Raw genomic sequence first — 12,427 nt, forward strand, 5'->3', positions numbered from 1 at the left:
GAAAGGAAGTCGAAAAAGTGATTTATCCATATCATCAGTTTACACCTGAGATTCATGAATCGGTCTTTGTCGCAGATAACGCCACCATTACTGGAGATGTCACGATTGGAGAATATTCGAGCGTGTGGTTCCAAACCGTTATCAGAGGTGATGTCGCTCCTGTGAGAATTGGAAAAAACGTCAATATTCAAGATTTATCCTGTCTGCATCAAAGTCCTGGAAAAACACTTCTTATTGAAGATGGTGCTACCATTGGACACCAAGTCACATTACATAGTTCAATCATTCGAAAAAATGCCCTCATTGGTATGGGGTCCATCATTCTCGATGGTGCAGAAATTGGCGAAGGTGCCTTTATCGGTGCAGGTAGTCTAGTCCCTCAAGGAAAGGTTATCCCAAAAGGATCACTCGCTTTCGGCCGCCCAGCCAAGGTCGTCCGTCAATTAACAGATGAAGATATCCAAGACATGGACAGAATCCGTAGAGAATATGTAGAAAAAGGACAATACTATCGTTCCCTTATATCCCGTTAACATCATACACGTATCTTCACTTTATCATGTTTTTTTCAGGATATTAAGCAATAACTATGAACCGCTTGTTATTTTACCCTTTTCCGCCGTTTCTATCATGACAAAAAAGGTTTTCAGCACAAAGCTGAAAACCTTTTTTCATTAACTAAAGATGACTTCTTTCGGTTGATGATTCAACTGCTCTGGATCAATGCTGCGCTCCACATAAATGCTATGCCAAATCATAAAGATAAGGACGGTCCAAATCTTACGGCTATGATCTGCTTTACCAGCACAATGCTCATTTAATAAATCAAGCACATACTCTTTATTAATGTATTCATCTGTTTGACTGTTTTTGATGATGTCTTTCGCCCAAGCATTCATCTCATTTTTCAGCCAATGACGAATTGGCACAGGGAAACCAAGCTTTTTACGGTTTAACACATGGTCAGGCACAATGCCTTCTGCTGCTTTACGCAATAAATATTTCGTTGTGCCATCTTTTGTTTTCAGCTCTTCTGGAATTTTAGAAGCCGCTTCGAAAACGACCTTATCAAGGAATGGAACACGAAGCTCAAGTGAATTCGCCATCGTCATCTTATCTGCTTTCAATAAGATGTCCCCGCGCATCCACGTATGGATATCAACATATTGCATTTTGTTAATATCACTGTAGCCAGCGCTTTCCTCAAAGTATGTTTTCGTTACGTCACGATACGTGATGCTTGGATCATAATGCTTTAAGAGGTTTTTCTTCACTGGCTCTTCAAAGATTTTCGCATTACCGATATAACGTTCCTCTAATGGCGTACAACCGCGTACGATAAAGCTCTTCCCTTTCATTCCTTCTGGCATTAAACGAGCCAGACGAAGAAGAAGCTTTTTCAGCATAGTTGGTACAGATTCAAATGGTTTAAGAGAAAGAGGCTCTCGGTAAATATTATATCCGCCGAACAGCTCGTCCGCTCCTTCACCTGAAAGAACAACCGTCACTTGTTTCTTCGCTTCTTTTGCCACGAAATACAATGGAATCGCCGCCGGATCAGCTAAAGGATCGTCTAAATGCCAGACAATCTTCGGAAGCTCGTTCATATATTCCTCTGGAGAAATGACGGCGCTGAAGTTTTGTAAGCCTAGCTTATCAGCTGTTTCCTTCGCGACATCAACTTCACTAAAGCCATCCTGCTGGAAGCCAACAGAGAATGTCTTTAGTTCAGGGTGTAATTCCTTTGCGACAGACACGATGAAGGAAGAATCAATACCACCTGATAGGAATGAACCAACAGGTACATCACTTCTCATGTGAACATTCACAGAATCATAGATTGCATCGCGTACTTCTTCGATTAACTTCTGTTCTTGTGTTTGCTCAGGTTTGAATTGAACTTTCCAGTATGTCTTAAATTCGATCTCCTGCCCTGGGCGTAAAATAAACTGATGACCAGGCTCAACTTTATGCACCTTTTGATCAAGCGTATTTGGCTCAGGAACGAATTGGAACGACATGTACTGCTGCAATGAAGTCTCATCAAATAAGATGTTCTCATTCACAGCCATCAAGCTTTTGCGCTCAGACGCAAAGTACACTTGCTCTTCCATTTGTGTAAAATAAAGCGGTTTGATGCCAAAAGGATCTCTAGCGCCATATAATTGCTGCGCTTCTTTATCCCAAATTAAAAAGGCAAACATGCCGCGAAGCTTAGAAGCCGCTTCTTCTTTATAATGACGGTATGTGGCAAGCAGTACTTCCGTATCAGAATCTGTGCTGAACGTATAACCCTTTTTCACAAGCTCTTCCTTCAGCTCCACATAGTTATAAATTTCCCCGTTAAAAATAATCCAATACTTTTCATCTTCATAAGAAAGCGGCTGCTTTCCATGCTCAACATCTATAATACTTAAACGTCTAAATCCAAATCCTACATGCTCATCATGAAAGTAACCCTCATCATCCGGACCACGGTGAACGATGAGACGATTCATTTGTTTAATTAACTCTTCCTGCTCAGTAGTTTCGGACAATGGACGGTGATTAAACACACCAACAAACCCACACATATTATTGCCTCCACGTTATGTTATTTCTTAAAAGTAGACCTATAATTAGACAGTTATTTGCCCGATTTTGTTTCACATTTTTTCGGTTTTTGCAGAATTTTTTTTAATCAAAAGGAAAACCGCTTAAAATAAGCGGTTTTCTATGTTGTTATTGTCCTAATGCTTCTTGACGAAGTGTATCGGCTTTATCCGTTTTTTCCCACGGAAGATCTAAATCATGACGGCCGAAATGTCCGTATGCAGCTGTTTGTTTGTAGATCGGACGACGCAGGTCAAGCATTTTAATAATGCCAGCTGGACGAAGATCGAAGTTCGCACGAACCACTTCAATTAATTTTTCTTCAGAAGCTTTTCCTGTTCCGAAAGTATCAATTGAAATCGATACAGGTTGTGCAACACCAATTGCATAGGCAAGTTGTACTTCACAAGAATCAGCAAGGCCGGCAGCTACGATGTTTTTCGCTACGTAACGAGCAGCGTATGCCGCAGAACGGTCAACCTTTGTTGCGTCCTTCCCAGAGAAAGCACCGCCGCCATGACGAGCGTATCCGCCATACGTATCAACGATGATTTTACGTCCAGTTAAACCAGCATCCCCTTGAGGTCCGCCGATCACGAAACGACCAGTTGGGTTAATAAAGTATTTTGTCTGTTCATCAATGAGTTCACTTGGAACGACAGGGCTGATGACATGCTCTTTTAAGTCGCTTTGAATTTGTTCAAGCGTCACTTCTGGTGCATGTTGTGTAGAAATAACCACTGTATCAATACGAACAGGTTTATTTTGATCATCATATTCTACTGTTACTTGTGTTTTTCCATCTGGACGAAGATAGGCAAGAGTTTGATCTTTGCGTACTTCAGTTAAACGGAGTGATAATTTATGCGCTAGTGAAATTGGTAGCGGCATAAGTTCTTCAGTTTCGTTGTTGGCAAAACCAAACATTAATCCTTGGTCACCTGCACCGATCGCATCAAGTTCTTCTTCAGTCATTGTGCCTTCACGTGCTTCAAGCGCTTTGTCTACACCTTGCGCAATATCAGCAGACTGTTCATCAATGGATGTGAGCACTGCACATGTTTCCGCATCAAAACCATATTTCGCACGTGTGTAGCCAATTTCCTTAATCGTGTCACGCACCGTCTTTGGAATATCGACATAAGTAGACGTTGTAATTTCTCCGCTTACTAATACGAGACCCGTTGTAACAGAAGTTTCACAGGCAACACGTGCATTTGGATCTTTCTTTAAAATTTCATCCAAAATGCTGTCTGAAATTTGATCACAGATTTTATCCGGATGTCCTTCTGTCACTGATTCTGAAGTAAATAAACGACGATTTTGACTCATAATGGCTATTTCCTCCTGTACAAGACCACATCATCCCAAGATGAGGTCTCCAATATGATACGGAACTCGTTCCCTCTTATATTTGAAAACGTTTCTATTAGAGATGTTATTGGCAATTTGTTCATATGATATCCCAAAAATAAAAAAACCATTTCCTTCATTGCGAGGAAAGGGTCTGAGATCGCATGCCTTTCACTCTTATCGCTCAAGGTGTTCTTGTACCTTGCATCAGGTTAGCACCTTGGTTTCTCAGCATATTCATGCCTTTTCATAAGAAACCGGTTGCTGGGCTTCATCGGGCCTGTCCCTCCACCAACTCGGGATAAGAGTATCCGTTCAATAAGATATCTTATCTTAAACACTTGCGTCATGTCAATGCTTCATCAGAATTATCTTCCCTTTTTTTCACCTCAATATTAGCATCACCAAAAAGCATATTTTCAGAGCAGAAATGAAAAAACACACACAAAAATATTTAAATAGTATAGACTATTCTTATGAATGTGTTATACTAATCGAAACAAAACAAATTCAACGGTAAAGGAAGGGTTTTTTTATGAACTCAGTGGATTTAAAAGAAGATTTGCAGTCATTGCTCTCATTAGAAAATACGCACCAAAATTTATCTGTTCCGAAACTTGTTGAAAAGATTTTGGCGCGTGATGAAGGCGTTTTAACATCAACAGGAGCTGTCCGTGCTACAACGGGGGCCTACACAGGACGTTCGCCTAAAGATAAATTTATCGTGAAAGAAGAAAACTCTGAACATAAAATTGATTGGGGTCAAGTCAACCAGCCGATTTCTAAAGAAGCATTTGACCGTTTATATACAAAGGTTGTGTCATACTTAAAAGAACGTGATGAATTATTCGTCTTTGAAGGATTTGCCGGCGCAGATGACAGATACCGTATGCCAATTACAGTGGTAAACGAATTTGCATGGCACAATCTCTTTGCAAAGCAGCTATTCATCAGACCTGACGGATCAACACCTTCTTCAAACGAAAAACCTTTCACCATCTTATCTGCACCGCATTTTAAAGCAGATCCTGAAACAGATGGCACAAACTCTGAAACGTTTATTATCGTTTCTTTTGAAAAACGCACCATTCTGATTGGTGGAACAGAATATGCAGGAGAGATGAAAAAGTCCATTTTCTCTGTCATGAACTACCTGCTTCCTGAGCAAGATATTTTATCCATGCACTGCTCAGCAAACGTCGGCCAAGAAGGCGATGTCGCACTATTCTTCGGCCTTTCAGGTACTGGGAAAACGACGCTTTCTGCTAGCGCAAGCCGCAAGCTGATCGGTGACGATGAACACGGCTGGTCTGGCTCAGGAGTCTTCAATATTGAGGGCGGATGCTATGCGAAATGTGTGAACTTAAGCGAAGAAAAAGAACCGCAAATCTACAAAGCCATCAGCTTCGGATCAGTTCTTGAAAATGTTGTGCTTGATGAAGAAACACGTGAAGCGGATTATGACGACACATTCTTCACTGAAAACACACGTGCTGCTTACCCAATTGAAATGATTGATAACATCGTGAAACCAAGTATCGCAGGACACCCATCTGCCATTGTCTTCTTAACAGCTGATGCATTTGGCGTTTTACCTCCAATCAGCCGTTTAACAAAAGAACAGGCGATGTACCATTTCTTGAGCGGTTACACAAGTAAATTAGCAGGAACTGAGCGCGGTGTTACATCACCAGAAACGACATTCTCTACTTGCTTCGGTTCTCCATTCTTGCCGCTTCCAGCTCACGTCTATGCTGAAATGCTTGGCAAGAAAATTGATGAGCACGGCGCAAAAGTATTCCTTGTGAACACAGGCTGGACTGGCGGAGGCTATGGTACAGGCAAACGTATGAACCTAGCGCATACAAGAGCAATGGTGCAAGCAGCAATCGAAGGCGACCTCGACAACGCCGAAATGATCACTGATGACATCTTTGGATTACACATCCCGCTCCATATTCCTGGCGTACCAGATGAAGTACTTCAACCTTCTAAAACATGGGATGACCAAGAGGCTTATCAAGAGAAAGCACACTTCCTTGCCAATGAATTTAAAAAGAACTTCCAAAAATTCAGCCACGCAGCAAGTGACATTGAAGCTAAAGGCGGACCACTCGTATAATCAAATAACAAAAGCTGAGGGGAATCATTCCCTCAGCTTTTTTGTTAGTTTGTTGAATGTAATGATACGAGACGATAAGTGACCTTTGTCACATTGTCTGTAAGCTCCAGCTTTTCAACATGTGCTGTCCCTGTTTTTTCTCCGTCTTTCGTTTTACGCACCTCAAGCGGAATATTTAATGGATAAATGCGGTATCCTTCCTTCATGAGTTCAAATACATTCTCTTCAATTCTTGTCTCTTTTCCCTTCGTGACAATCATTGTATTAAATTCAACAGGCATTCCCATATTGAAAATCCCCCTACTTTCTAAATTTCGTTATACTACTTATTTTACCACATTTCCGCTTTTCCCGCTGTGCATCCACGTTGTCAGCCTTCTGACAATTTCGCGATTATGCTGCGGCGGAAAATAATGGTTGTACCCATGGAAATACCAAGTCTCCACTGACTTCCCGTGCTGGCGCAGCGCATCTTCTAATAAATACGCATGCTCAATAGATACATTCTGATCCTCTTCTCCGTGGATGATGAGAACAGGCGCTTCAATTTTGTCCACATCATTTAAAGGCGTTCTGTCCTCATAGGCCTCTGGCACCTTGTGCGGAGGACCACCAATCACACGTTTCATCATTCTTCTCATATCCACACGCTCTTCATAGGTAAGCTTCATATCACTGACGCCTCCCCATGTCACAAAGGAAGCTGCCTCTTGTTTCATTTCGACAGCAGTCCAAATGCCCATAATGCCTCCGCGCGAAAAACCAAAGATATGAATACGGTCTTGCTTCACCTTTTTGTGATGCTTTAACAATTGAAAGGCAGCAAAAGCATCTTTCCGGTCCTCTCCAGCAAAGTCTTCGTTCCCTTCGCCACCTTGATTTCCTCGGTAAAAGGGGGCAAATACGACAAATCCCTGCGCGGCAAATTGCACAATCCGGCCTGGTCTCACCATTCCCACATTTTTTATGCCGCCTCTTAAATACAAAAAGCCGTCATAATGACCTTCTTCGGCCGGTTCAGCGAGCAGCCCTTTGATCCGAAGTCCATCTGCCTCATAGGTCACTGTAAATAAGTGAATATGCGGATGGGGGGACGGAAACCTTCTTTTTTCCACAATCACTTGATTTCTCTCCTTTTCATCTGTTCTTACGTTAATTGTTTGATGATCGCTTCTGCAACGAGCTGGCCTGATTTTGTCACCATCGGCGTGCCTCCGCCTGGATGGCTCGTTCCTCCAACAAACCATAGCCCTTCAATGTCCTTTGACTGATTATTGATACGGAAAAACGCCTGCTTGAACGAGTTGGAAGACATGCCATAAATGGCTCCATGATATGCACCCGTTTTCTGCTGCAGATCAAGCGGAGTTTGAACCGCTTCATATTCGGTCACCTGATCTATATCAAAGAGACCCTTTTCCTTTAATTTTGTTTTCACATGCTGCTGATATGTCTCCTTTAGCATGTCCCAATCTTGCTCTTTTGTCACATAAGGCGCATTCGCCAGTACAAACAAGTTGCTTCTTCCTGATCCTCCGCTTAAAGCTGGTTCTGAATGACCTGAATAACATATGTAGAGCGCCGGATCTTGAGGCAATTGTTTTTGTTGAAAAATATCCTTGAATTCTTGCTCATAATTCTCTGGGAAAAACACATTGTGATGGGACAGCTGTTTATAGACCTTAGGTACACCTAATAAGAGAACAAAGCCAGATAATGACGGTTCAATGGCAGCAAGCTTTTGATTTAAAAAGCTTGGGCGGTCTTTTTCATCAATCAGATGACGGTAGACAGTCAGCGCGTCCGCTCCTGCAATAACTTGATCAGCTTCATACATCTGGTGAGCCGTTTCTACTCCTTTGATTCGCCGGTCCTTCACATGAATCTTGTTAACTTGTTCATTCAGGTGAATCTGTACACCTAATTCCTTTGCCAAAGTCTCAAATGCTTCAACTAAACGATATGTACCGCCCTTTATGCCATAAATCCCTTTCTCTCCTTCTAAATATGCCATCATATTAAAAATAGCCGGTGCCTCATAGGGAGAAGAGCCGATGTATGTGGCATACCGTCCAAACATCGCCAATGTATGAGGATGACGGAAATATTTTCGGAGCAAGCGTTGAACGGTTGTAAACGGTTTGACAGAGAGAAGGGCTTTCACGAGCTTTACATCCGCCTTATCCTTCCACGTCAGTAACAAACGATTTAAAAACTGATTCTCAGCCTGTTCAAAAAGCATCTTTGATTCCTGTAAAAATGGACGGTATTGCTTCGCATCTTCAGGACTGAATGCTGCAATTTGTGATTCCATCTGCTCGATATTGGGCGTAAATTCAACCGTATGTCCATCTGAAAATACATTTTTGGTCAGAGGAGAAATCGGATAAAATGTCACGTAATCCTCCATCCGTCTATGACAGGAAGCAAATACTTCCTCAAAGTACGACTTCATTGTAATGGTACTCGGTCCTAGATCAAAAGAGTAGCCAGCCTCCTGATGGCGCTGCAATTTCCCGCCTAAAGCCGCTTCTTTTTCTAATATGGTGACCTGAACCCCGCGTGACTGTAAGCGGATCGCTGCTGATAATCCGCCAAGCCCGCCGCCGATGATGATCACTTTTTTCATTCGTACCTTCTCCCTTTCCATTCATACCCTTCTTTTTTCAGACCGATTTTCATAGAAGCAAAGCCAATGGCGATCAGACTCAAAATGCTGACTGGTAATAAAAAGGCCATTGCAGATGTTCTTCCGTTCTCAATATCAATTGCCGCTTTGATCGACACACCTAGTCCGTAGCAAAGAATGGCTAAGCATATACTAAGCACATCCAGCTTTAACAAAGCCACCATCAAACAAATGATTGGAGCCAAATAAAGCAGGGTGTATAAACAAAAGACACTGCTTAACAAAGCAATGCTTCGATTGACACCTGGAAACAAATTTTTCCGATAGCCTTCCCAAACCTCTTGTCCACTCTCATACATTCTCATATACACAAACGGATGAATGCTTGCAAGTGTGAACGGAAAGCCTTGTTCCTTCACCCGTCTAGCCAATGCCATATCATCCACTAGCGAATCCTTAATCGCTTCATGCCCCCCGATGTCGTGGTAGCAATTCTTTTCAATGGCAATAAAACCTCCATGCGCAGCGGCAAAAGCCGGATTCTTTGATTTTCTGACCCACTTCACAGGCAGATGACAACCAATAGTAAACATCATCATGGGAACGACAAGATGCTCAAAGAAAGTGCCTGTTTTTTGCTCTGGGAAGCCTGACAGCATGCCCGTTTTTTGCGCGCATAACTGCTCGTACACAGCTTCAATTGCTCCCCGTTTCAACCGGACATCCGCATCTAAAAATAACAGCCAATCAGAAGCCGCTGCCTCAGCAAGCTGAGAACAAGCATATGATTTTCCTAGCCAGCCTTGCTTTAATACCTGACCTGACTGCACAAAAATCCATGGATATATTTGTGAGAATCGCTCCACAATCGCTCTTGTCTGATCGGTCGAATGATCATCCAGTACAATCACCTCTTTCGGAAAAAGACGCTGATCAACGATTGACTGAAGACAGGCTTCTATCCGTTTCTCCTCATTTCTAGCCGGAATCAGGATCGATAACGAAATGGGTTCATCTGTTGAAAAAGAAGCGTGCTTTAACACGGGAAACTGCTTCATATTCCATATGGTGAATAGAAACTGGCAAAGCAGGAGCACACTGATCACGGTTAAGAAGAGCGCCATGTTTTCACCCACTTTTTAAAAGAATCAAACGCATCACTTGTTGACTGACTTGTCCTTGTCATCTGTTTAAATTCTTCGTTTATTGAAAAATCAGGATCTGCAATGATTTGTGCTTGATGTCTGTTTAACTGCGTTTCAAGCAGATCGCCAAGCATACGCGTCATATCCTTGCTTCGCAGGGAGCTTCCAGAGACGATGGCATCATCACCGAACACAACAGAAACTGTCGGCTTTTGAAATTGATTAAATGTATACTGCAAGGTGACAGGCTTCACCACGACTTGTTCAAATTGTCTCACTAAAAAAGAAGCCCCTCCTTCCAGTTCAAGCGGTCGCACGTCCTGATGCATAATTTTCCCTTGTGGAAAAAGCCATACCGCTCCGCCGTCCTCCATGTTCTCTTTTGCTGTCATTAAAGCGTGTTTCACGCTTCTCAGGTTCTCTTTATGAACCGGAAACGCCCCAAGTTTACGGAAAAAAGCATATTGCTTCAGCTGTTTCTCTTCCATCATCATGTAGTGATCAAATTCAGACGCTTTTACTGTTAAAAGAAAAATGATCAGACCATCCCACCATGAGCTATGATTGGCGAGATAAAGAACAGGCAGGTTTTCCTTCGGATCGACCGAGCCTTTCATCATGACACAGCGGAAATGCTTATGAAGTAAATATCGCTCTAGATAAAGTGAAAATAGACGTCTAAACGATCGACTTTTGTCGCTTTCTTTCAAATCGAACCCTTCCTTCACACAAAATGACAATGATGAGTGCTAAATAAAAAATGACATCGAGTCCACCCTTTAATGCCAAAAGACCAAAAAAGAACACCATCGCCTGATATATACGACTCGTCCAGCTGAGTGCCTTTTGATCAATTGAGACAAGCGGGAAAAGAAATGAAAGTCCTGCTCCAATCATACCCCAGCTCACAAAATTCTCAAAAGGAATACCATAAAACCCGCCGCCGTCATACCACACCCAAAACTTCCGCTCAGCTGCTACTGGATCTAAAATGAGGTCAAGCAACACAATCCATATCCCCGTTTCGACGGCTCGTCTCCACTTTGACTGCTGACTAGATAAAAAAAGGCTGTTCAAAAACACGCCAACCCAAGCAAATGCAATGGTTAACGGCACCCCCGCCACTAAAAAACCTAACGTCGGATAATAGTCATAGGCACCAAATGGGAACCCCGTTGTGATCCCTATCCACTCCACTGTAAATGTAAGCACCCCGACAATGGCTGCCCTTTTGATGACAAATCCCCATGAGCCATAAATCTGTCGCCCGATCTCGATGACGCAGCAAGCATATAGCACAAGAAAGATTCCATTTGCAAACTGAAGCCATGCTGGCACTTCAAAAAAGACCATTAAGATCAGACCTACTAAATACCATCCAACAAATACCCAACTCAATCTATACACGAAACCGCTCCTTTATTTCTGCCAAATTCAAGAAAGCCTTCATGCCTCTAGTATAGAAAAAAAGACGCGTTCTATAAATAAACAATGCGCTTCTTATTTTTATCTAGGCACTCACCAAAAATCCCTTTTCACATACTTTAATAGTGATCTAGAACAAAGGAGGCGAATTACTCTTGAATCGTTCCATCAAAGTCAGACTGGCATTCATCGTCGTCATCCTGCTCTTTATTCCATTTGTCGCCTGTAAAAAAGAACAGGAGCAGACCGTACAAGTAGCCGAGGTGACCCATTCGGTCTTTTATGCTCCGCTATATGTCGCCTTATCAGAGGGTTTCTTCGAAGAAGAAGGCCTAGAGGTTGAACTGAAAACGACTTGGGGCGGCGATAAAACGATGACAGCTCTCTTATCAGGCGGTGCTGATATCGCCCTGACTGGGTCTGAATCCTCTATCTATGTAGAGGCTCAAGACACAAAGGATTCTGTCATGAACTTTGCACAGCTGACACAAACAGACGGCACATTTCTTGTTTCAAGGGAGAAAGTAAACCAATTCTCTTGGGATCAATTAAAAGGAAAAGACTTCTTAGGACAGCGGAAAGGCGGCATGCCGCAAATGGTCGGTGAATATGTCTTGAAAAAAGAAGGCATTGATGTCAAAAAGGATCTTCGTATGATTCAAAATATTGATTTTGCCAACATTTCAGGTGCGTTCTCCTCTGGAACTGGCGATTTTGTGCAGTTATTCGAACCGACCGCTTCCTTACTCGAAAAAGAAGGTAAAGGGTACATTACCGCCTCCTTTGGAGAAGCTTCTGGCAAGGTGCCATATACCACCTTCATGGCAAAGAAGAGTTACTTAGAGGAAAACAAAGAGAGCGCTGAAGCCTTCACCCGAGCCATTTACAAAGCGCAGAAATGGGTAGAAGCCAAGCAGCCTGAGGAGATCGCAAAAGCCATTCAATCTCATTTTCCTGATACAGATCTTGATGTCTTATCAACTGCCATCAAACGCTACAAACAGCAAAATTCCTATGCAACAGATCCCCTTTTAAATGAAGAGGAATGGAACAAATTGCAGGAAATCATGCAGGAGAGCGGTGAATTGCCGGAATTTATCCCGTACAAACAACTTGTCGATTCATCTATTGCAAAGAAGGTCACAGATCACAAATAGAATA

The 12,427-nt window shown here is 42.5% G+C and carries 11 protein-coding genes and 1 riboswitch; of the genes, 3 read left to right on the plus strand and 8 right to left on the minus strand.

Annotated elements, in window-relative coordinates:
- Positions 1 to 17 precede the first annotated feature (17 nt).
- Positions 18 to 533: a gamma carbonic anhydrase gene (locus tag MHI35_RS13655; protein WP_012010975.1), complete on the plus strand. Its 516-nt coding sequence runs from the start codon at positions 18 to 20 to the stop codon at positions 531 to 533.
- 141 nt (positions 534 to 674) lie between these two features.
- Here the strand turns inward: MHI35_RS13655 and asnB are convergent, their stop codons facing one another.
- Positions 675 to 2,573, minus strand: a complete 1,899-nt coding sequence (gene asnB, locus MHI35_RS13660) for an asparagine synthase (glutamine-hydrolyzing) (protein ID WP_144523068.1) — start codon at positions 2,571 to 2,573, stop codon at positions 675 to 677.
- Positions 2,574 to 2,721: 148 nt separating this feature from the next.
- Complete coding sequence (gene metK / locus MHI35_RS13665; RefSeq protein ID WP_012010977.1) at positions 2,722 to 3,924, minus strand: methionine adenosyltransferase; 1,203 nt, start codon at positions 3,922 to 3,924, stop codon at positions 2,722 to 2,724.
- Positions 3,925 to 4,119: 195 nt separating this feature from the next.
- A riboswitch (SAM riboswitch) is annotated at positions 4,120 to 4,253 on the minus strand.
- 227 nt (positions 4,254 to 4,480) lie between these two features.
- Here metK and pckA point away from each other — a divergent pair.
- The gene (pckA, locus tag MHI35_RS13670; protein WP_211062835.1) at positions 4,481 to 6,067 is read left to right on the plus strand and encodes a phosphoenolpyruvate carboxykinase (ATP); all 1,587 of its coding nucleotides are present in this window, start codon (positions 4,481 to 4,483) and stop codon (positions 6,065 to 6,067) included.
- A 44-nt stretch (positions 6,068 to 6,111) separates the two neighbouring features.
- Here the strand turns inward: pckA and MHI35_RS13675 are convergent, their stop codons facing one another.
- From MHI35_RS13675 to MHI35_RS13700, 6 genes are read right to left on the minus strand one after another with little or no spacing between them, the layout of a single operon-like run.
- Positions 6,112 to 6,354: a DUF2584 domain-containing protein gene (locus MHI35_RS13675; RefSeq protein WP_003217584.1), complete on the minus strand. Its 243-nt coding sequence runs from the start codon at positions 6,352 to 6,354 to the stop codon at positions 6,112 to 6,114.
- 39 nt (positions 6,355 to 6,393) lie between these two features.
- On the minus strand, positions 6,394 to 7,188 hold the full coding sequence (locus MHI35_RS13680; RefSeq protein WP_335349729.1) for an alpha/beta hydrolase family protein: 795 nt from the start codon (positions 7,186 to 7,188) through the stop codon (positions 6,394 to 6,396).
- Between the two features lie 26 nt (positions 7,189 to 7,214).
- Positions 7,215 to 8,696 carry a phytoene desaturase family protein gene (locus tag MHI35_RS13685; RefSeq protein ID WP_335349730.1) on the minus strand — a complete coding sequence of 494 codons (1,482 nt, stop codon included), beginning with the start codon at positions 8,694 to 8,696 and terminating at the stop codon, positions 7,215 to 7,217.
- Positions 8,693 to 9,820, minus strand: coding sequence for a glycosyltransferase (locus MHI35_RS13690; RefSeq protein WP_144523072.1), 1,128 nt, complete (start codon positions 9,818 to 9,820; stop codon positions 8,693 to 8,695). The genes MHI35_RS13685 and MHI35_RS13690 overlap by 4 nt, the downstream gene beginning before the upstream one ends.
- The gene (locus MHI35_RS13695) at positions 9,805 to 10,551 is read right to left on the minus strand and encodes a lysophospholipid acyltransferase family protein (protein ID WP_335349731.1); all 747 of its coding nucleotides are present in this window, start codon (positions 10,549 to 10,551) and stop codon (positions 9,805 to 9,807) included. The genes MHI35_RS13690 and MHI35_RS13695 overlap by 16 nt, the downstream gene beginning before the upstream one ends.
- On the minus strand, positions 10,520 to 11,248 hold the full coding sequence (locus MHI35_RS13700) for a carotenoid biosynthesis protein (protein WP_144523074.1): 729 nt from the start codon (positions 11,246 to 11,248) through the stop codon (positions 10,520 to 10,522). The genes MHI35_RS13695 and MHI35_RS13700 overlap by 32 nt, the downstream gene beginning before the upstream one ends.
- A 173-nt stretch (positions 11,249 to 11,421) precedes the next feature.
- On the opposite strand from MHI35_RS13700, the gene MHI35_RS13705 reads away from it, so the two are divergent.
- Positions 11,422 to 12,423: an ABC transporter substrate-binding protein gene (locus MHI35_RS13705; protein WP_144523075.1), complete on the plus strand. Its 1,002-nt coding sequence runs from the start codon at positions 11,422 to 11,424 to the stop codon at positions 12,421 to 12,423.
- The last annotated feature ends 4 nt before the right edge of the window (positions 12,424 to 12,427 follow it).

This window comes from Bacillus sp. FSL K6-3459, from assembly GCF_038003305.1.
Lineage (GTDB): Bacteria > Bacillota > Bacilli > Bacillales > Bacillaceae > Bacillus > Bacillus pumilus_O.